We start from the raw sequence: 19,511 nt of genomic DNA, 5'->3' as shown, positions 1-19,511 counted from the left end.
GAAGATACTCCCTCGGCTTTCCGGCTCTTTCTTCTGTCCTGTCATGAGATTCTGGAGCGCCGGCCCACCTATTTCCCATTGACAACGCTACGTTATCGTAGTAATATGCAGAGGATGAATCAATTCTATATCGTAGTATTTTTTATAAGGAGAATCATGATGAAGAAGACGAAACTGCTTGCCCTTGCACTGGCAGGCTGCCTGTGGATGGGAGGAAACGCCATGGCTATGGATGTAAATGTAGACTCGGCTACCAGAGATATGCCCGGGAAAGTAGAAAGCACGCTGCTTTCTGTCCCGGTCAAAACGCCGCTCATTAACCAGATTTCCAATGTAGTCTATGAGCAGGTGCCCATGAGAGGATATCCGAACGCAGCCATGAAAATGGATATTCTTCAGCCGAAATCCGACAAAAAACTGCCGGCCATCGTTTATGTCACCGGCGGCGGCTTTATCAACGCCAACAAGGACAACGGCATCCAGCTCCGCATGCATCTGGCGGAAGCCGGCTACGTGGTAGCATCCATCCAGTACCGGGTGGCTCCCACCGCCCGTTTCCCCGAGCCTCTGGAGGATGTAAAAGCCTCCATCCGCTATCTGAAATCCCATGCCCAGCAGTTCGGCATTGACCCTGACCGCGTAGGCATTATCGGAGGAAGCGCCGGAGGCTACCTCACCGCCATGGCCGCTGCCTCCAACGGTACCAGGACCTTTGACAAGGGAGAAAATCTGCAGGTTACAAGCGATGTGAAGGCGGCAGTGGATCTCTACGGCCTCTCCGACCTGACCCGTATCGGCGATGACTACAGCGACAGCGTAAAGGAAGCGCATAAATCTGCCGGTGCCACCGAAGCTCTCTGGGTAAACGGCTCTCCCGTATTCGGAGGAAAGGACGGCGGCATTCTGGCCGATCCGGACAGTGCGGAGAAAGCAAATCCCATGTCCTACATTTCCAAAACCAGCGCTCCCATGCTCCTCATGCACGGCACGAAGGATACGGTAGTTTCTCCCAGCCAGACAGACCTCCTCTTCCAGGCTCTTCAAAAGAACCACATTCCTTCCCAGCGGTACCTGGTGGAAGGTGCTGCCCATGGCGGCATTTACTGGAATCAGAAGGAAGTCCTGGATATCATCACCCGGTTCTTTGATTCCTATTTGAAATAAGCCGCATTGGAATATACAACCGCTTCAGGTAATTCCTGTATAAAGGAGAAAGCATGGAACTGGACGATACATTGGGGTTCATCCTTGGCCGGGTCTCCCGAAAGGTCCACTACCGGCTGGATGAAATTTTCAAATCCCACCATATGACCATCGAACAGTGGGTGGGGCTTCGCATCATTCATGAAGAAGGACCCCTCTGTCAGAAGGAACTGGCAGACCGGATGGAAAAAAATCAGAATACGGTGAAAGCACTGGTGGATCGGCTGGAAGACAAAGGTCTGATCCGCCGGACCGTGGATCCCAGGGATAAACGCAACCTGACCCTTACCCTCACCGACCGGGGACTGGCGCTTCTCCAGTCCCTCTATCCTCTGGAAGCAGAGGTCAATCAGATCATCGAAGGCATTCTCACACCGAAGCAGACGGAAACATTAAAAAGCCTGCTTCTGAAGCTGGAAATGAAATTATAAGCCTGCTGATTTTCTCCGGCAGCAAAGCCGGAGAAATACAGGCGGTTCTTATGAAAGGAGTTATTATGGCCTATTACACAAGCAACGAAGAACATCCTATTGATATTTTAAACATAAAAGGACTGGAAGCCCGGGTAAAAGCCCGCATGGATCCCGGCGCCTTCGGCTATATCCGGGAAGGCGCTGAAGATGAATGGACAATGAGGGAAAATACCCGCGCCTTTGAAGACAAGCACATTGTCCCCCGGGTGCTCCGCGGTATTTCCCATGCCGATCTTTCCACCTCCATCTTCGGCATTCCGCTCAAGACTCCGGTCATTGAAGCCCCCTCTGCCGCCCACGGCCTGGCCCACATGAAAGGGGAAGTCGATACAGCCATCGGCGCTGCCAAAGCAGGCACCCTCTTTGCCATGAGCACCTACGGAAGCACAAGGCTGGAAGACGCCGCTGCCGCCTGCCCGGGAGCTCCCCAGTTTTTCCAGATTTACATGAGCAAAGATGACGGATTCAATGAATTTCTTATCCGTAAAGCCGTGAAAGCCGGCGTAAAAGCCATCATCATGACAGTAGACTCCACCCTGGGCGGCTATCGGGAAGAAGACATTGCCACCAGGTTCCAGTTCCCCCTTCCCATGCCTAACCTGGCCGCCTACGGCGCTGCCGACGGCAAGGGCAAGAACATTTCTGAAATCTATGCGGCAGCCAAGCAGGATTTCGTTCCCTCCGACGTGAAAAAGCTGAAAGACCTCTCCGGCCTGCCGGTCATTGTCAAAGGCATCCAGTCCCCTGAAGACGCAGTCATTGCCATTGACGCCGGCGCTGACGGCATCTGGGTATCCAACCATGGCGGCCGCCAGCTGGACGGAGGTCCTGCCTCTTTTGCCGTTCTCCCCTCCATTGCAGCCGCAGTCAACCACCGCGTACCGATCATCTTCGACAGCGGGGTCAGAAGAGGAAATCATGTATTCAAAGCTCTGGCCAGCGGCGCTGATCTGGTGGCCATCGGACGGCCTGTGATCTACGGCCTGAACCTGGGCGGAGCCGAAGGCGTCAAATCTGTATTTGACCACTTCAACAAGGAACTCTCCATCACCATGCAGCTGGCCGGTACAAAGACCATTGAAGAAGTCAAGCAGACAAAACTGATTTAACTGCATAGGAAAGCGGCAGCACTAATAAAAGTGCTGCCGTTTTTTTATGGATGGAAGGAGATGAATTCTGAATCTTCTCCTCACCACTCCTTTCTGAAATTCCACAGAATAACACAGCCTGCCAGCAGGAAGGCCAGAGCCGTGGACCAGAAAACAGAAGGATAGCCCAGCCAGCGGGCCAAAGCACCGGAGCATACCGGTCCTGCCACGTTTCCCATGAGGAAAACGCTGGATACTACGCCGAATACGATAGTCCTTGTTTCCGGCGGTACCGATTTGGCAATAATCGTATTGGTACAGGGCGCAATCAGTCCCATGCCCAGGCCGGTAATGCCCCGCCATACGCCGAGACCGGCCACCGTGCTCATCATGTACTGCAGGATAAACGTAAGCCCCACAAAGAAGGTGGCTCCCACCAGAATCCGATGAGGCCGGATATACTGTGTAATCCGTCCCACGTTCAGAGACATGACCGCACTGCACCCGCCGGAGACAAAAATAATACAGCCCACGATAGTAGCCACCAGCTCCGTGTCACTGCCCATCATCTGTTTGATATACAGGGGAAGAATGGGCCCGATGCCCGTAATTCCGAAATTGCAGAGAAACTGCATGAAGGTCATGATCCGCACCCGGGGAATCTTCAGGAAAAACAGAATCTGACTCCAGGTGGAAGCCCGCTTCTTCTCCGTCCCCTTCCGGTGAATGACAGGAAGAAATGCGCGGACAGAAAGGAAACAGCAGAATGCCAGAAAGGCAAAGAAGAAAAAGGGCATGCGATAGCCGAAAGTATCTGCGATACTGCCGCCCAGAAGCGGTCCGAACATAATGCCCATCACCATGGCCGCCTGGAAATAGCCCAGGGACCAGGAGGTTTTTTCCTCCGGTGCCACAGAAACCACAATGGAAAGGCCGATAGGAACAAAACCGCCCACCAGCCCCTGCGCCATACGCAGAAGGAGAAGCTGCCAGGGAGAAGTGGAAAATCCCTGCAGCAGAGAAGACAGCGTCACCGTAAGAAGCACCACCGACATAACCGCCTTCGGTCCCCGCCGATCCGCCTGGATAGACCAGAAGGGTGCGGAAAAAGAAATCATAAAGGGCGTGATCCCTACAATGAGTCCGGCCCAGAATGCCGCCTCCCCGGGATCCGTAATACCGATTTCCGAAAGAAAAAGAGGAAGGAAAGACATGACTCCCACCATGGAAATACCAGCCCCTACCTGGATCAGGCAGGTCAGGTAAACAATGGATTTCCAGTTTTTCATGATTTCCTCCTTTCCTTTAGATGACTATGACCCCTGATGCGGAGAAAAGGCCGGAAGACGGACAGCTCCTGTCTCTTTCATCTTACAGGCTGTGCGGCCCTTTCCACACCTTTCCTGTGGCCAGGTACCGGATGGCTTCTTCCAGCCGTTCCGCTCCGTGAACGAAGTGATTTCCCCGGTTCATCTGAAATACTGTCTCCAGACCCCTTTCTGCAAGCCTGTTCTGTATGGCCAGGGAAGCCGTTTCCACCCGGGCCATACGGGGATTCTTCGTCTTTTTCTCCCTGTCGCCCAGGGAAACATAGACCCGCTTCACTCGTTCATTGACAGAATGTTCATTCATAAAGTCTGCAAACCCGTCAAACCAGAGGGAGCCGGAAATAGACGCCACGGCATCCAGCCTGTCCGATTTCACTGCCATATACAGTGCAAAGAGACCGGACATGGAAATGCCTGCCATCATCCGCCGGCGGACAGTAAGGCCTTCCTCCGCCCGGGGAAAGAAATCCCGGACCAGTTCGTCCATAAAGCGGTCTGCGCCGCCGGAAAAATCCGATTCTCCCTGAAACACCTTTGGCGCCTTCCAGGGAGAGAGATCCCCGTTCCAGTCCATACCGCCCACCGCCACAAGGGTGAGTGACAGCTCTTCCGCCAGGAAAGAGACTTCCTCCGTCACCGGCTCCGGTTCCGGTATGTAAATCACGGTTTCACTGCCGGGAGCATGGTAAACGTCTCCATGAAGACGCCCTGCCGTAAAAGAATGGCTCTCCATGGTTATCTCCCCTGAAATGCAGGCTTCCTCTTTTCCAGGAATGCGGTAATCCCTTCCTTGAAGTCCTCACTGCCGGAGCACTGGGCCAGGTATACCGCCTCCGCTTTCATATATTCTTCAAAACCTTTATACATGCTTTCAAACATGAGCTTCTTCATATTCGCATAGGCCAGAAGAGGTCCCTGTGTCAGTTTACCTGCAAAATCCATAACCCGGGGCATCAGTTCCTCTTTGGAGGTCACTTCCTTCACCAGTCCCATGGACAGCGCCTCCTCTGCCGGCACCGGACGGCCGGTGACAAAAAGATCAAAAGCCCGGTGGCTGCCTACCATACGGGGCAGGAAATACACCCCGCCCGTATCAGGGCAGAGGCCGATGCCTACAAAGGCCTGCAGGAATTTCGCATTGTCCGCTGCAAAGACGAAATCACAGGCGAAGGCCAGATTGGCCGCACCGCCGGCAGCAGCGCCCGCCACTGCACAGATAATGATCTTGGACATCTTCTTCATGTACAGTACGATTTCCGACAGCTTTCCTGCCAGAGGCGCCATAGACTTTTTAGAAAAATCCGGTTCATCGCAGTGAGCCTTCATATACCGGATATCTCCGCCGCCGGAAAACGCCCGGCCTGCTCCTGTCAGGACCAGCACCTTCACTGCCGGATCATTTTCCGCTTCTTTGAGAGCCTCTGCCAGCTCTCCGGCCATCTCCATGTCCAGCGCATTCAGTGTCGGCGCATAATCCAGGGTAATGATTTCTATGCCCTCCGAAAGGGCGGTGTGAATTCTCTGATAAGCCATGACTGCCTCCTCATTTGGAACTCAAAAAATACCTGAAATACCTGTCTGTATTATATCATTCCTTATCCACAAAAAACGGCCCTGCGCTATTCAGCAGCAGAGCCGGTCTCTTTCATTGCCTGTGGGAAATCTGCCAGTGGCGGATCCTGACCAGCAGGACATAGGAAAAAGCGATATCGCCCATCTCTTTCCTCCTGTGCCAGTCTTCTCCCGGATTGGCCGTGCAGAAAGAAATCACCTGATCGATTCTCTCCCGCAGAAGTTCTGCCAGGCTGTCCACTGCCACCTGTGCAGAAAACCGCTCCTCCGGCCACTCTCCCGTTTCCCAGAACCCCATCATGGTCTGATACAGATCCGCGCCAAAATCCAGTCCCTTCTCCCGGCAGAACTGCTGACAATGATCCATCCAGGCCTTCACATCCCTCTCCTGAGGTCCGCTGCTCCTCGCATACCGGAGCACTTCTCTGTGAGTAGGTACCATAATCACCGCCTCCGCTTCCGTGCCGCGCCTATGTAATTATCCCAGGTATCTTTCTATTTCTATTATACACCCTGACCCAAAGTCATTTTTTAGGAAACGGACCTCAGGTGCCGGATAAAAACAGGAAAAACGCAGTCAAGCCTGCCTTCCATGACCGCTTCCACACAAAAAGAGCAGGCACCGAAGTGACTGCTCCTTTTCGTCAAAGGCTGGTCTTAATTTCCATCTATTAAGCAAAAGGAACCCATTTGCCGTCTTTAACCTGGAGTACGTCCAGATCCATCTTGGGATCTCTGTGTTCATCAAACTGGAACTTACCGGTAGCCCCTTCAAAGTCCTTGATCTGTGCCAGGGAATCGCGGAATTTCTTTCTATCCGTGGTGCTTCCGGATTTTTCAACTGCTTCGTGCATAACGTAAATGGCATCGTAAGCCTGAGCGGAGAACTGATCCGGTTCATGACCGTATTTTTCCTTGAAGGCCTTGCGGAAATGCTGTGCCTTTTCTGTCTGCCGTTCCGCATTCCACGGAGTAGCTACCAGGGTGCCTTCTGCAGCGGCGCCGGCCTGTTCAATGTAAGCCGGGCTGTTGAAGCCGTTATTGCCGATAATGGGCTGGTTCATACCCATTTCACGGGCTTTCTTTACAATAAGGGCGCCTTCCTGATAAAGACCGGCAATGCAGATAACGTCCGGGTTGGCAGCCTGAATCTTGGTCAGCTGAGCGGAGAAATCGGTATCCTTATCTGCAAAGGTTTCTGTATCAATGATGTCAATGCCCATATTCTTGAACAGTTCTTCATAAATGCCGTGTTCCCCTACCATCTGGTCGTTATTGTTGGAGTACATAATGGCTACGTTCTTGAATCCCAGCTTGTCATGGGCTTTCTTTACAGTAATCGGAATTGCCATTTTACCGGGGATAGCGTTTCTGAAGATATAGTCGCCAAGGTCTGTGATTCCCGGTGCAGTGGTGCCGGTGCCAAAGGCTACAACCTTGGACTGCTGGGCAATGGGGCCTGCTGCAAACATGGACCCGGAAAGGGTCGGGCCTTCAATGGCAAGAACCTTATCCTGTTCAATGCACTTCTTCATGGCATTGATGGCTTCTGCCTTCACGCCCTTGGTATCGTAGGTCTTGAGATCAATTTTAATCTTGGTGTTCGGATCTTTATTGATTTCTTCTACTGCCAGTTCCGTGCCGTCTTTCATAGCCTGTCCATAGGCTGCTGCCGGGCCGGTGTAAGCGCCCAGGAAGCCGAATTTTACGGTCTGTTCCCCGCTGGCACCGCCGCTTGCCTTCTTGTCACCGCCGCATCCTGCAAAAGCGCCGCAGATTGCTGCTGCCGCCATAATTGCTGCCATACCCTTTAACCATTTCTTCTGCATAATGAAAACCCCTTTCCTTTGACTGTTTTTCCTGAATGAAATATAGGACTTTTCCAGACTTCTGACGGATGCATATGGATGAAAAAAAGCCCCTGCTGACAGCTTAAGCTGCCGGCAGGGGCGGATTTCCGCGGTACCACTCTGATTTATCTCTTTCCCGCCGTATAAGGATAGAATAGGCCTGTATAATCAGAAAGCCCCTATCTCCAGCCTGCGCCGGAGATAGGGGCGAATTGATTCGCGGTACCACCCTACATTATACTTGCGGTTCCTTATTCGTAACGTGAATGGACGTTTCTGCTTACTATATTCGGCAGAAAAGCTCTCGAGTGACTAACAGCATGCCCCCGTCTACCGGTTTTCATCAGCCACCGGCTCTCTGCAAGATCAAAAGCACCCTTTTTCTCGTTCATCGCTTGTATATGTTTCGCTTTCAGAAGCTTGTAGAAATAATAACGCCGGATTTCCATTTTGTCAAGAGATTTTTTTGCCTCATGTCGGACCTGCGCCTAAGGAGTCCAACGAGTTCCAAGGCTGCAGAGTGCCTGCCCATTAGGAAGCCTTCCTGTTTGTCGGCTGACCGTATCACTCAGAATACCGGCAGGGCAGGAAGTCTATTCCGGCAGGGAAATGCCCTGTTTCCTAAACCGGATATACACTTCCGCTGTTCCGTTAAAATCATGGAAATCCTGATGAAAAGCTTCATTCAGCCGCTTCAGTGAAAGGAAAATCCATTTTTCATCCGTCCATTCCGTACCAAGTCCATGGGAGACAGAAGAAAGCAGCTTTTCCATTTCCTCCTACAGCAGAAATATTTCCATTTTCTCCCGGAGAAAAGGAAAAAGAGGTGATGTAATAAGCGCATGGTTTAAGGAAGAAGCCAGCTGATAAAGAAAAGAAAAAGACGTCTGCCTATTTTTCCCATTTCTTTCCCAGCCGCCGATGAGGATGGTAGAGCTGCCAGCCGTAATGGATGGCTGCGATCCGGAGAAGAAGCACTGCGCCGAAAGCAATCCAGGAAACCAGGGACAGGGGAAGCCGGCCGTGAAGGAGGCACATGAGGAGTCCTCCTGCCACAGAGGCAATGGCATAGACATCCATGTAAAGCACCACCGGCATGCGGCGGGCCATCATATCCCGGATTATCCCTCCGCCCACCGCCGTAATCAGCCCCAGCATGGTGGGAAGCACATAGGTATAGGAAGGCCAGGCATAGAAGGCAGTCAGCACACCGGTCACGGTGAAGGCGGAAAGGCCGATGGTATCGGAAATATGGTAAAAAATGGAAATAATGAGCTTTCCTTTTTTAGGAATACGGAAGAAGGGATAAAGGAAACTGACAAATAAAGCTGTGCCGATGGAAACAAGAAGACTTGACGGATGTGTCAGTGCGGAAGGCGGGATAATGCCGCAGAGCACGTCGCGGATCATGCCGCCGCCTACGCCGGTCATCACGGCCAGCACAGTGATGCCGAATATGTCCATCCGCCGGTAAAGGCCGACCACGGCGCCGGAAAAAGCAAAGGCAATGGTGCCCAATATTTCAAAAATCATCCAGGTAACAGACATAGGAATGCCTCACTGCAAAGAGAAAGAGACGTGCCCCCGGGGCGCGAAAGATTCTAAAATTTGACGGGACTTCACCTCAAGGTCTCTCCGGTTTGACAGCCTCTTCAAGGCTGCAGGCTGCGGCCAGCGCCCTCTGAACCTCCCCGCTGTCTTAAAATACCAGGTACACCAGGGCGGAGCAGAGGGAAATGAATGCATTGGCCAGAGGGTTGATGATTTTATTGATGAAGCCGCTGAAAACCACCACCATGAGCAGGATGAAACCGTACTGGGCGTTGAAATTCTCATATTTCCAGGACAGCTCTCCCGGCAGGAACATGGAAAGAATTTTGGAACCGTCCAGAGGCGGCACAGGAATAAGGTTGAAAAAGGCAAACCACACGTTGTATATCATAATCCAGTACAGGAAAAGACTGCTTTCCCTTGTCAGCATGCCCAGCTTCATCAGGATGGCGGAAAGAAGGATGGACAGGAAGCCCAGAAAAAGATTCATGCCCGGACCTGCAAAGGATACCTTCAGCACCCCGCTTTTATAGTCCTTATAATACCTCGGATTGATCATCACCGGCTTGGCCCAGCCGAAACCGCAGAGCACCAGCAGAATCGTGCCCAGTACATCCAGATGGGCCAGGGGATTCATGGTCAGCCTGCCGTCCATGGAAGGCGTCGGATCTCCCAGAGCGTCAGAAACGGCAGCGTGGGCATATTCATGAAAGGAAAGGGCGATAAGAAGGGCCGGCACCCGGTAGAGAAGCGTGCCTATATCAAGAAAGTCAAACATGGTCTGCTCCTTTATTGGATTCATAGATTCTGATTACATGATAACCATGATTATATTATACATGGTTTATGCAGGCTGTCATAGTACGGCATGGATTCCTCAAGTTCAAAGCACTATGCAGATTCTCTATACATTCTTGATTCTATTATAACTTTCATTTATACTTTCTACTATATGAACGGGAAAACAGAATCGCATTCCCGTAAACAGGAATCATCAAAAAATGGGGGACAGCATGGAAATCAACTTAAATATGTACCAGACTCTGGCAGCTGCGGTGGCAGTCTTTTTTCTTGGCGGCTTTCTGAAAACAAAGATCAAGCTGCTTCGTAAATACTGCATACCGGCTCCTGTCATCGGCGGTACCATTTTTTCAATTGTCAATTGTATTTTATATACGGAAGGCCTCTGGACCTACACCCAGGACACGGTCATGCAGAACTGGTGCATGATGCTCTTCTTCACCAGTATCGGCTACATGGCCAGCGTAAACCTGATAAAGAAGGGAGGCCTTCTGGTTATCAAGATGGCGGTGCTGGTGGGCATACTCATCATTATCCAGAACCTCATCGGCATTTCCCTTTCCCGCGTCTTCCAGGAAAATCCCCTCATGGGACTGGCAGACGGCTCCATTCCCCTGGTAGGAGGACATGGCACCTCCGGCTCCTTCGGCCCTGTGCTGGAGTCCATGGGCCTTTCCGATGCCACCACCATCGCCTTTGCCGCCGCCACCTTCGGCCTGGTGGCGGGATCCTTCATGGGCGGTCCTATCGGCGAACTCCTGATCCGCCGCTATCATCTCACCTCCACGGAAGGCGGCCCGGTGGACGCTTCCCTGAATGCGGGAAAAATCGGTCCTCATCCGCGGACAGAAGACGATGAGGATGCGGCTGCCAATTATCTGAACATGGACAATTTCATGTATGCCTTCGGCCAGCTTCTTCTGGCCATGGGCCTCGGCACCTTTGTGAGCCAGTTCTTCATTGATATAGGCCTCGTCTTCCCGGGCTACATCGGCGCCATGATCGTGGCCGCCGTCATCCGGAACATTGCGGAAGGCACGAAGCTCTACGGCATTTACCAGAAGGAAAGCGAAGTCCTTGGCGGCATGTGCCTCAACATCTTCCTCTCCTGCGCCCTCATGAGCCTGAAGCTCTGGCAGCTGGCAGACCTGGCGGTGCCTCTCATGGCAACCCTCCTTATCCAGACCGTAGTCATGGGTCTCTTCGCCTACTTCATTATCTTCCGTGTCATGGGAAGAAATTATGAGGCCGCTGTCATGGCCTCCGGCACCTGCGGCTTCGGTATGGGCGCCACACCGAATGCCATCGCCAATATGAATGCCATGTGCGAACGCTTCGGCCCCGCCCACACCGCCTACTTCGTCATCCCCCTTATCGGCGCCTTTGTGGTGGATTTCCTGAATGCCTCTATCCTCATGGTTTTCATGAACCTTTTGAAATAAAATTTCTCCTGTTTGGCTATAAAAAAGACTGTCCAAAGAATTCTCCTTGGGACAGTCTTTTCTTTTGCGATTTACTATTTTTCCGCTTTTGTAACTTCCTTCACCCAGTCGATGAAATTGTCGGTGCTGCTTCCTGTCCGTTCCGCCATGGTATGTTTCTTGTTCCATACGGTGGTAAATTCCACATCATCCACATCTGCTCTCTGCTTCAGGGCCAGAGCCAGGTTCATTTCCGTATTGAGCGCCGTATCCCCCTGGGAAATTCCCGTATGGATGCGCCAGTGACGGGCCAGAGTGGACGGTTTCTTTTCGCCCTCCGGCACCAGGATGAAGGTCATGGGATCATACATGAGCTGGCGTGTCAGAGACGGTATATGAAGGGCATCCTCATTGTTCATATCCCCTTCATAGGCCTGACGGATAGAGTCATCGTAGTCACTGTAATTCTTGTAGGTGTCCTTTCCTTTTTCCATGAGGAAGGTCATGTTTCCATCGAAGTGAAGGGCATTCTGCTCTCCGTTTCCAAAAAGACGGTTTTCCGCCTGGGTTCTCTGCAGGTCATCAAAGGCACCCACTGCCTTGGTGGCTTTCTTCATGTGAGTGACAAAGGCCTCTACGGAAGAAATGGTGGCAGTATTGGTCTTTTCATCATAGGAAATCCAGGGATCATCCCCGTTCAGCGCATCAATATACTCTTTTGCGCTGGCATAGGTATGAGGTTCTTCCTTTTCCATCATCATGGGTTTGCCATTGGGACTCATGGGGAAATCAGGCTTGTCCTGCTTTCCCTGACCCGGGAAGGCTCCGTCCACATGGAAATCATCCTGTCCTGTGGTCAGAGGGAATGTGGTGTCCTGCAGGAAATGGTTCAGGGATGTTTCAATGGTCTGCTTCATATAGTCATAATAGGAGCCGGCTGTATAAATTCCATCTGCAGAGGGTGCCAGAATAAGTTTTCTTCCCTTCTCATCCTTCAGTCCCATGCGGTTCAGGGAATCCGCATAGGCTCTGGCCATATCCCGGGAGAGGGAACGGGTCCAGGTGCCGTAGGCTCTTGTGCCTTCGGTGCTGTACTGTCCCATCATCCATTCATAGGCAAGATCCGCCTGGGTCAGATTGGTAATCGGGCACCAGCACATGGCGCCGTCAATGGCATCGCTGATCGCTTTCCCTTCATCATCCTTCATAAGGGCGCCAATGGAATTCAGATAGGGCGTATAAAGCTCACTGTCCCCCGTAGCCCCCATAAGGGCGCTCTGGGCACCGCCGCCGCTGTGGCCGAAGGTAAAGATCCGGTCTTTGTCTCCGGGAATCAGGCTGTCATTATAGCGCAGGTACCGCACAGCTGCTTTCAGGTCCGTTACTCCCCAGGGCGCGCCGCCGTCAAAGGCCGTGCCGTCAGGATTGACACCGTTGTCCCTTCCCCTGCAGCCGGCATAGACATACACAAATCCCTGGGAAAGATAGGTGGAAAGGCCGTCCGCCGCATAAGAGGATGGCGCCTTCTGGGCAGCGTAGCCTCCGGTATTCACCGGCATGACCACCGGTGCCGTTTTCGCTGTGTAATCGCCGACCTTCGCTTCTTCATTCACTGTGCAGGTATAGGTGCCGTCTGCATTCTTCACGCCTTTCATATAAGCGCCGGGCACATATACCGCCAGGGACTCATACTCCTCGGCTGCCGGATTTTCACAGTATACCAGGCCTATCTGGTAATAAATATCATTGGCCTCATCATAATTCCATCTGCGGTTATCCACATGAAGGGAGCTTTCCTTCTGTGAAACCACAGCGTTTTCTGTCCCCTGTGCCTGTACTGCGGAAAATGTAACGCAGAAAGCGGACGAAAGAGTCACCATAAAGGCTGTCAATACTGCTGCTTTTTTCCTGTTCATATACTCTCCTGCTTTCTATCCCTTAAAGGATAAAAAAGAAACCGCAGACTCACCGGTGGCGTCTGCGGCATTCAATTCTCCATATTACCCAAATGTTACTTAAGGTCAGCATTATTGTAGCGGATTCCAAAGAAAAAAGCAAGAGGGCCGCAAAAGGCGGCCTTTAAAAACGGCATTCACAGAACTACCCTGCCGACACAGGGCACAGCCATTTCTGCCGTTCACTCAAAGGGTTCTTCCCATATCCACTGCCATCTGCTTGTCCTTTTCCGGAGGCCTGCCGGCAATGGTCAGGTAGCCGCCGATCATGGCGCCGTTGAGGCCTGCCGCCAGCGCAAAGGCCTGCAGATCTCGGAGGGCTGTCTCCCGTCCTGCGCAGACGCGCATGATCGCATGGGGCAGGATAAACCGGTACAGGGCAAACATACGAAGCACCTCCACCGGTTTCGGCGGTTTATTTTTGCCAAAGGGCGTACCGGGAATCGGGCTGAAAATATTCAGCGGTACGCTGGTGACATGATGGCTGCGGAGAGCAAAGGCCATATCAATGCGGTCATCATCCGTTTCTCCAAGGCCCATGATGCCGCCGGAGCAGACTTCCAGACCCGCCTTCTGAATCCGGCGGATATGATCTTCCTTCTCTTCATAGGTATGGGTGGTGCAGATATTCGGGAAATAGCGCTTTGCCGTTTCCAGATTGCAGTGAATCCGCTGGCAGCCCGCTTCTTTGAGCTGTCTCAGCTGGTCATCGGTCAGAAGGCCCAGAGAGCAGCATACAGAAAGCTTTGTCTGCTCTGTAATCAGCTTTACCGCTTTGACAATGGAGGCAAACTGCACGGGGTCGCTTTGTCCTCTCCCGCTGGTGACGATGCCGAACCGTTCAGCACCGTATGCTTCCGCCTGCTTTGCTTCATGAAGCAGGTCTTCCGGGCTTCGGAGAGGATATTCCTTCACCCCGGTGTGATACCAGCCGGACTGGGCGCAGAATTTGCAGTTTTCTGTGCACCGGCCGCTCCTGGCGTTCACATCGCTGCAGAAACGCATTCTGTCTCCGCAGAACGTCTTTCTGATTTTATCCGCAGCTGCCATGAGAAAGAGCGGCTCTTTTTTCCCCGCTTCATAAAGCCTTCCCGCTTCTTCCCTGGTAATATCACTGCCGCCAAGGACTTTATCCATACAATTTTCTATATATTCCACGTTTTCATCCATATGGTATGTTTCACTTCTTCCTGTTATGGGAGCAGCGAAGCTGTTCCGGGTTCAAAGGGTTCGGCCCGCCAGAGGCGGGCTGGTTCAAAGGGTTCAAAGGGTGGTGGTGGCGCCCTGCGGGTGCATATAAAGTGGCGCCGGGGGCACCCACCCTTCCTCCATGGAGTGGGCTTTATAACTACCCTCTGAACCGGCCCGCTCTGTGGGCCGAGCCAAGACAGCCCAGGGCATCAGCCCGGTGGCTGCTTGAACCCGGGCGCCACAGGCGCCTGAACCCTCTTGCGGTCGGAAATACAGCCTTCTGACGTCCGAAAGTTTGACGTCCTTCCGCAAACAGCGGACAACCTTCCCACTGTCCCACTAACTCACTAGTCCACTAGCACACTAGTACACTAGCACAACAGCCCACTATCTCTCAGTTCAGATTCGGCGCCGTCTGGGTACGTCCCAGATCGTGAAGCATGGTGATATCATCCTGGGGATCCGAGCCCTTGCTGGTGAGGTAATTGCCGATCATTACGCCGTTCATGCCGCCGGCCAGAGCCATGGACTGCAGGCTTCTGAGGTTGATCTGCCGGCCGCCGGCTGTACGGATCTGGGCCTTCGGCAGGACGAAACGGAACATAGCAAAAGAGCGGAGGATTTCCAGGGGAGAAAGGCGCTTATTGTGCTCAAAAGGCGTACCGGGAATCGGATTCAGTACGTTCAGCGGCACTGCGTCGATGTGCATTTCCTTCAGGTGGAAAGCCATTTCCACCCGCTGATCCAGGGATTCCCCCAGACCGATGATACCGCCGCAGCACACACGGATGCCTGCCTTCTGGGCACGGGCCACATTCTCCGCCTTTTCCTCCGCTGTGTGGGTGGTGCACACTTCCTTGAAGAAGGAAGGCGCTGACTCAATATTGCAGTGCAGGCGGCTGATACCGGCTTCTTTCAGCTGATATGCCTGTTCCTGCGTGAGGAATCCGAGGGAGCAGCATACTTCGATGCCCACTTCCTTGCGGATACGACGGATTAAGTCGAGAATTTCCGCAAAGTCCTTCGGATTTCTCTGGTCACGGCCTGCAGTAACAATATCGAAACGGGCTGCTCCGGCTTTCTTTGCCCTCTTAGCCGCTTCAATGACCTCATTTTCCGGAAGGAATTTATAGGTTTTTACGCCTGTATGGTAACGGGCAGACTGTGCACAGAATTTGCAGTCTTCCTGGCAGGAACCGCTCCTGGCGTTGATAATAGCGCAGAGATCCACGCTCCGTCCGGAGAATTTCTGACGGATCTTATCAGCACAGGCCAGAAGAAGCATGGTGTCTTCATCCCTGGTACGGATGAGGGCTTTTGCCTCTTCTTCGGTCAGTTCCCCGCCGTTTAAAACCTTTTCAGTCCACTTTAAAATCTGTTCACAGCTGCTTTCCATTGCAAACCACTCCTTTTATAAAATCACCTGCCGTTATGACAGGGTCTTGCCTTGATAAAACCTTACGTGTATGCGTAATAGAAATATTCGTGTTTCACAATGGTGCGGAATATTTCTATCCTTATGAAATTGTCTGTTGAAATAGATGAATCAAAGCTGAGGCTGCGTCATGGAACGTCCCAGATCCTCGGTCATGCGGATATCCTCTTTCGGATCCCGCCCGCCGGTGGTAAGATAGCCTCCTACCATGATGCCGTTCAGACCGCCGGTCAGCGCATAGGCCTGCAGACTCCGGAGATTGACCTCACGGCCTCCGGCAGTGCGGATAAGCGCTTTTGGAAGGACAAAACGGAACATGGCAAATGTACGGAGCACTTCCAGCGGCGGCAGACGGCGGTTCGTATAGAACGGCGTCCCCTTCACCGGGTTCAGGATATTCATGGGCACGGAATCGATATGCATGGCTTTCAGTTTGAAGGCCATTTCTACCCGCTGATCCAGGGACTCTCCCAGCCCGATGATGCCGCCGGAGCATACCCGGATGCCTGCTTCCTGGGCCGTACGAATGATATCCTCCTTATCCTCCATGGTATGGGTGGAGCACACTTCCGGGAAATAGGAAGGTGCTGTTTCGATATTGCAGTGGATCCTTGTAATGCCCGCCTCTTTCAGACGAATGGCCTGTTCCCTGGTAATGAGTCCCAGGGAGCAGCAGACTTCAATGCCTACCTGCTCGCGGATTTTCTTTACAATATCGATGATTTCCTCAAACTCATTGGGGTTGTCCTGATTCCGTCCGCTGGTGACCAGGGAGAAGCGCACAGCGCCTGCTGCCTTGGCTTTCTTTGCCGCTTCCAGAATTTCATCTTCCGGAAGGAGACGATATACCTTGGCACCCGTATGGTACCAGCCCGACTGGGCACAGAACTTGCAGTTTTCCTGACAATGACCGCTCCTGGCATTGATGATTGCGCAGAAATCCACCGCATTGCCGTTGAACTTCTGACGGATCTTATCCGCCATGGCCAGAAGCAGCATGGTATCCTCATCTTTGGTACGGATTAATTTTTTTGCTTCTTCTTCTGTTATCTCACCGCCATCCATGACTTTCTCAGCCAATTTGATAATTTCTGCACAAGCACTATCCATGATGAAAACTTCCTTTCAAAAAATGGAGCACCTGCCGTTTCAAATTGTTACCTTATGGATAAGTATAAAATAAACAATGTAATCTGTCAATTGCGTTTCTACGTATAGTTAACAATAAGTTGACATTACAGATAGAATTTTCCCTTCCCCAGGCATTCTTTTGACCTAATAGAAAAAGCAGAAGCCTTCGGAAAGAGGAACTGCTCTTTCCGAAGGCTTCTGCTCAGGGGTAGTTTTGCATGAACAAATAGAATTTAGAATTGGGAGGGAGATAAATAAGTTGTAAGAAAAGCAATTGAAATAAAGGATGAACACCTGCCGCCTGACCGTGCTTCAGACGGCAGGTTTCTCACAATGGAATCATTGTCATTCACATCACCTGGAATCCACACTCACAGCGCCCTGTCCGATTTCTCAGATGGACCGGCGCCTTGGGAAGGATCAGCCGATTTCAATCCGATGAGACTGTTCTACCTGCTTTGGATCCTCTTTCGGAAGAGAAATCTTCAGCACACCGTCTTTCAGGCTGGCGGTAATCCCGTCTTCCTTAATGCCTTTCACCGTGAACTGACGCTGGAATCCAACAGCGCCTCTCTCGCGGCGGATATAATGTCTGTCTTCTTCTTTCGTTTCTTTCTGATCTTCCCGTTTAGCGGCAATCGAAAGAATGCCGTTTTCATAGTTCACATGAACCTGATCTTTTGTGAACCCGGGCATATCGCAGGTAATTTCATAGCGATCTTTCAGATCCTCAATATCAACCTTCGGTACAGCCACATAATCTTTATAAACTGTAGGAATATCATCAAAGAAATGATCCAGAACACTGTCACCAAATAAACCGTCAAATGGAATCAAGCTGCCCATCATCAAAGACCTCTTTCCTTTTATTTTATATGTTAATGTTCAGGTGTCCGGGAACCTTTCCGGTTTCCCTGTCCGGTTCCCTTTCCTCCTGACAACTATAGTATAGCACTTTTAGCACTCTTGTCAATAGAGTGCTAAAATATTTTTGACTTTTATTTTTATCATTTGACTTTTACGATTATATCTGTATTTTTTCAGCTGCTTAATTTGTTCTATTGACTATTATTTCAATAAAAAGATGAAAAAGCTCTTCTGTTTTCAGCGCTTCGGCCGTTCCATCTTCACGTACTCCTCCCCTATTTCCTCTACGGCTGCCTTTCCGCCGGTGAGATCTGTAAAGAAACGGATGTGAGCACTTCCATTTTCCGGAAGGCAGAGAAATTCCATCGTCACCCGGTCGGTAAACTGCCTGTCCTTTACAATAATGTCCTTATCCTTCACATAGTTTTCAAACCCGCCTACTGCACTGTAAGGAAGAGTCAGGCGATACCGGATATGAGGCGTATACAGCACCACAGGTGCCTCCTTCACCGCTTCTGCCAGGCACGAGCTGTACGCCCTGGTCAGTCCGCCTGCGCCCAGCTTGATCCCGCCGAAATACCGCGTCACCACCGCCAGCAGATTCGTGAGCTGCTGCATCTGCAGCACATGAAGCATGGGATGCCCCGCCGTTCCCTGGGGCTCCCCGTCATCCCCCGATTTCTCAAGCACCCTCCCGGTGCCGATCCGCCAGGCATAGCAGTTATGGGTGGCATCTTTATACTGCTTCCGGAAATCCTCCAGCACTCTGACAGCCTCCTCCTCTGAGGTAACAGGCACCAGATGGGCAATAAAAACAGACTTTTTCACTTCCGTCTCTCTGTGAAATGGCTCCGCCGGAGCCGCATAAGGAATAAGCATAGGAACCTCCTTTTTCTTTCATTGTACCATGAGCCAAAAGATACCAATGCCATGGGATACTGTCTTTTGACCGCAGAAATGCAGATTCAATCACTGTCTGATTTCATTCTTGAACTCTTATGCCATGCAGAATGGGATGATGCAAATCACGAGCTGTTTAAGAATTTCCTGCCGAAGCAGCGCATAAAAATTCTTATGAGCGCAGACCCTATGAATCAATCAGTGCTTCCTGGGACTCCCGGAAATGAATCTGTGCTTCCTAAAAAAGGCAAGGAAAAACGCCTTCGTCTGCGGGGAACGAAGGCGTTTTTGAAACCGGGAAACCCGGTTCCTTAGAATGCTGCCAGAGGAAGGAGGGGATTCATTGTCCCTGCCGCCATCACTAACGAACTCAAACTCGGTTCTACATTTCATCTGACTATGAAAAACACATGAATCGTTGAGGTTGTGATGCTAAAACGAATCTACAAACGGGGTTTATATGCAGACAGCAGCAGGATTTCCTCTGGCAAGATGGTGGAGATAAGTCCTTTCTTACCTCTGTCCTTAGTATAGCAGAAAAAGCAATCCAGTCAAATATCAAATAGTAAAGTTTCTATGTTTCTGATTTGTTATTAACTCATACATGTGCGGCGAAAGAACCAACTTCCGTCCTGGGCGCTCATCCAACGCCCTGCGCCCTGATTGCACTCTCCGAACACCTGCCCATCGACCTTACCAACCCACTTTTTTATATAGGAAAAGTGAAACAGTCAGCTCTATCATG

At 51.5% G+C, this 19,511-nt stretch carries 18 protein-coding genes and 1 other annotated feature; of the genes, 4 read left to right on the top strand and 14 right to left on the bottom strand.

Annotation, left to right across the window (positions count from 1 at the left end):
• Window positions 1–159 precede the first annotated feature (159 nt).
• From ACI4N7_RS06830 to ACI4N7_RS06820, 3 genes are read left to right on the top strand one after another with little or no spacing between them, the layout of a single operon-like run.
• Window positions 160–1,164, top strand: coding sequence for an alpha/beta hydrolase fold domain-containing protein (locus ACI4N7_RS06830; RefSeq protein ID WP_439732605.1), 1,005 nt, complete (start codon window positions 160–162; stop codon window positions 1,162–1,164).
• Between the two features lie 53 nt (window positions 1,165–1,217).
• Window positions 1,218–1,634, top strand: a complete 417-nt coding sequence (locus ACI4N7_RS06825) for a MarR family winged helix-turn-helix transcriptional regulator (protein ID WP_439732604.1) — start codon at window positions 1,218–1,220, stop codon at window positions 1,632–1,634.
• A 50-nt stretch (window positions 1,635–1,684) separates the two neighbouring features.
• Complete coding sequence (locus ACI4N7_RS06820; protein WP_439732603.1) at window positions 1,685–2,785, top strand: lactate oxidase; 1,101 nt, start codon at window positions 1,685–1,687, stop codon at window positions 2,783–2,785.
• A gap of 80 nt (window positions 2,786–2,865) precedes the next feature.
• Here the strand turns inward: ACI4N7_RS06820 and ACI4N7_RS06815 are convergent, their stop codons facing one another.
• The 8 genes from ACI4N7_RS06815 to ACI4N7_RS06780 form a co-directional block, all read right to left on the bottom strand.
• The gene (locus ACI4N7_RS06815; RefSeq protein WP_439732602.1) at window positions 2,866–4,053 is read right to left on the bottom strand and encodes an MFS transporter; all 1,188 of its coding nucleotides are present in this window, start codon (window positions 4,051–4,053) and stop codon (window positions 2,866–2,868) included.
• 82 nt (window positions 4,054–4,135) lie between these two features.
• Window positions 4,136–4,825 carry an alpha/beta hydrolase-fold protein gene (locus ACI4N7_RS06810; protein ID WP_439732601.1) on the bottom strand — a complete coding sequence of 230 codons (690 nt, stop codon included), beginning with the start codon at window positions 4,823–4,825 and terminating at the stop codon, window positions 4,136–4,138.
• A 2-nt stretch (window positions 4,826–4,827) separates the two neighbouring features.
• Entirely contained in the window at window positions 4,828–5,625 is a 798-nt protein-coding gene (locus ACI4N7_RS06805) for an enoyl-CoA hydratase/isomerase family protein (RefSeq protein WP_439732600.1), read from the bottom strand.
• Between the two features lie 112 nt (window positions 5,626–5,737).
• A complete protein-coding gene (locus tag ACI4N7_RS06800) occupies window positions 5,738–6,106 on the bottom strand; it encodes a hypothetical protein (protein ID WP_439732599.1) in 369 nt (122 codons plus the stop codon).
• 229 nt (window positions 6,107–6,335) lie between these two features.
• Entirely contained in the window at window positions 6,336–7,493 is a 1,158-nt protein-coding gene (locus tag ACI4N7_RS06795) for an ABC transporter substrate-binding protein (protein WP_439732598.1), read from the bottom strand.
• 221 nt (window positions 7,494–7,714) lie between these two features.
• Window positions 7,715–7,915: a binding site (T-box leader), on the bottom strand.
• A gap of 192 nt (window positions 7,916–8,107) precedes the next feature.
• Entirely contained in the window at window positions 8,108–8,287 is a 180-nt protein-coding gene (locus ACI4N7_RS06790) for a hypothetical protein (protein WP_439732597.1), read from the bottom strand.
• 118 nt (window positions 8,288–8,405) lie between these two features.
• Window positions 8,406–9,062, bottom strand: coding sequence for a trimeric intracellular cation channel family protein (locus tag ACI4N7_RS06785; RefSeq protein WP_439732596.1), 657 nt, complete (start codon window positions 9,060–9,062; stop codon window positions 8,406–8,408).
• 151 nt (window positions 9,063–9,213) lie between these two features.
• Complete coding sequence (locus tag ACI4N7_RS06780) at window positions 9,214–9,843, bottom strand: site-2 protease family protein (protein ID WP_439732595.1); 630 nt, start codon at window positions 9,841–9,843, stop codon at window positions 9,214–9,216.
• 235 nt (window positions 9,844–10,078) lie between these two features.
• Between ACI4N7_RS06780 and gltS the strand changes: the two genes are divergently transcribed.
• Window positions 10,079–11,308 carry a sodium/glutamate symporter gene (gene gltS / locus ACI4N7_RS06775; protein WP_439732594.1) on the top strand — a complete coding sequence of 410 codons (1,230 nt, stop codon included), beginning with the start codon at window positions 10,079–10,081 and terminating at the stop codon, window positions 11,306–11,308.
• Between the two features lie 74 nt (window positions 11,309–11,382).
• Here gltS and ACI4N7_RS06770 read toward each other — a convergent pair whose 3' ends face one another.
• The 6 genes from ACI4N7_RS06770 to ACI4N7_RS06745 all read right to left on the bottom strand — a co-directional run bounded on the left by ACI4N7_RS06770 (window position 11,383) and on the right by ACI4N7_RS06745 (window position 18,745).
• Window positions 11,383–13,203, bottom strand: coding sequence for a subtype A tannase (locus ACI4N7_RS06770; RefSeq protein ID WP_439732593.1), 1,821 nt, complete (start codon window positions 13,201–13,203; stop codon window positions 11,383–11,385).
• Window positions 13,204–13,428: 225 nt separating this feature from the next.
• Window positions 13,429–14,412, bottom strand: a complete 984-nt coding sequence (gene bioB / locus ACI4N7_RS06765) for a biotin synthase BioB (protein WP_439732592.1) — start codon at window positions 14,410–14,412, stop codon at window positions 13,429–13,431.
• Between the two features lie 415 nt (window positions 14,413–14,827).
• Complete coding sequence (gene bioB / locus ACI4N7_RS06760; RefSeq protein ID WP_439732591.1) at window positions 14,828–15,829, bottom strand: biotin synthase BioB; 1,002 nt, start codon at window positions 15,827–15,829, stop codon at window positions 14,828–14,830.
• Between the two features lie 150 nt (window positions 15,830–15,979).
• A complete protein-coding gene (bioB, locus tag ACI4N7_RS06755) occupies window positions 15,980–16,978 on the bottom strand; it encodes a biotin synthase BioB (protein ID WP_439732590.1) in 999 nt (332 codons plus the stop codon).
• 441 nt (window positions 16,979–17,419) lie between these two features.
• On the bottom strand, window positions 17,420–17,848 hold the full coding sequence (locus tag ACI4N7_RS06750; protein WP_439732589.1) for an Hsp20/alpha crystallin family protein: 429 nt from the start codon (window positions 17,846–17,848) through the stop codon (window positions 17,420–17,422).
• Between the two features lie 255 nt (window positions 17,849–18,103).
• Entirely contained in the window at window positions 18,104–18,745 is a 642-nt protein-coding gene (locus ACI4N7_RS06745) for a YigZ family protein (protein ID WP_439732588.1), read from the bottom strand.
• Window positions 18,746–19,511: the final 766 nt, after the last annotated feature.

The organism is Dialister sp., assembly GCF_051885895.1.
Lineage (GTDB): Bacteria > Bacillota > Negativicutes > Veillonellales > Dialisteraceae > Dialister.
Note: the sequence above shows the minus strand (reverse complement) of the source record. Positions and strands in the feature narration are given on the sequence as shown.

Excerpts from the sequence above, each read along its gene's own strand:
- ACI4N7_RS06830 (WP_439732605.1), top strand. The coding sequence starts at position 160 with ATGAAGAAGACGAAACTGCTTGCCCTTGCACTGGCAGGCTGCCTGTGG.
- ACI4N7_RS06825 (WP_439732604.1), top strand. The coding sequence starts at position 1,218 with ATGGAACTGGACGATACATTGGGGTTCATCCTTGGCCGGGTCTCCCGA.
- ACI4N7_RS06820 (WP_439732603.1), top strand. The coding sequence starts at position 1,685 with ATGAAAGGAGTTATTATGGCCTATTACACAAGCAACGAAGAACATCCT.
- ACI4N7_RS06815 (WP_439732602.1), bottom strand. The coding sequence starts at position 4,053 with ATGAAAAACTGGAAATCCATTGTTTACCTGACCTGCCTGATCCAGGTA.
- ACI4N7_RS06810 (WP_439732601.1), bottom strand. The coding sequence starts at position 4,825 with ATGGAGAGCCATTCTTTTACGGCAGGGCGTCTTCATGGAGACGTTTAC.
- ACI4N7_RS06805 (WP_439732600.1), bottom strand. The coding sequence starts at position 5,625 with ATGGCTTATCAGAGAATTCACACCGCCCTTTCGGAGGGCATAGAAATC.
- ACI4N7_RS06800 (WP_439732599.1), bottom strand. The coding sequence starts at position 6,106 with ATGGTACCTACTCACAGAGAAGTGCTCCGGTATGCGAGGAGCAGCGGA.
- ACI4N7_RS06795 (WP_439732598.1), bottom strand. The coding sequence starts at position 7,493 with ATGCAGAAGAAATGGTTAAAGGGTATGGCAGCAATTATGGCGGCAGCA.
- ACI4N7_RS06790 (WP_439732597.1), bottom strand. The coding sequence starts at position 8,287 with ATGGAAAAGCTGCTTTCTTCTGTCTCCCATGGACTTGGTACGGAATGG.
- ACI4N7_RS06785 (WP_439732596.1), bottom strand. The coding sequence starts at position 9,062 with ATGTCTGTTACCTGGATGATTTTTGAAATATTGGGCACCATTGCCTTT.
- ACI4N7_RS06780 (WP_439732595.1), bottom strand. The coding sequence starts at position 9,843 with ATGTTTGACTTTCTTGATATAGGCACGCTTCTCTACCGGGTGCCGGCC.
- gltS (WP_439732594.1), top strand. The coding sequence starts at position 10,079 with ATGGAAATCAACTTAAATATGTACCAGACTCTGGCAGCTGCGGTGGCA.
- ACI4N7_RS06770 (WP_439732593.1), bottom strand. The coding sequence starts at position 13,203 with ATGAACAGGAAAAAAGCAGCAGTATTGACAGCCTTTATGGTGACTCTT.
- bioB (WP_439732592.1), bottom strand. The coding sequence starts at position 14,412 with ATGGATGAAAACGTGGAATATATAGAAAATTGTATGGATAAAGTCCTT.
- bioB (WP_439732591.1), bottom strand. The coding sequence starts at position 15,829 with ATGGAAAGCAGCTGTGAACAGATTTTAAAGTGGACTGAAAAGGTTTTA.
- bioB (WP_439732590.1), bottom strand. The coding sequence starts at position 16,978 with ATGGATAGTGCTTGTGCAGAAATTATCAAATTGGCTGAGAAAGTCATG.
- ACI4N7_RS06750 (WP_439732589.1), bottom strand. The coding sequence starts at position 17,848 with ATGATGGGCAGCTTGATTCCATTTGACGGTTTATTTGGTGACAGTGTT.
- ACI4N7_RS06745 (WP_439732588.1), bottom strand. The coding sequence starts at position 18,745 with ATGCTTATTCCTTATGCGGCTCCGGCGGAGCCATTTCACAGAGAGACG.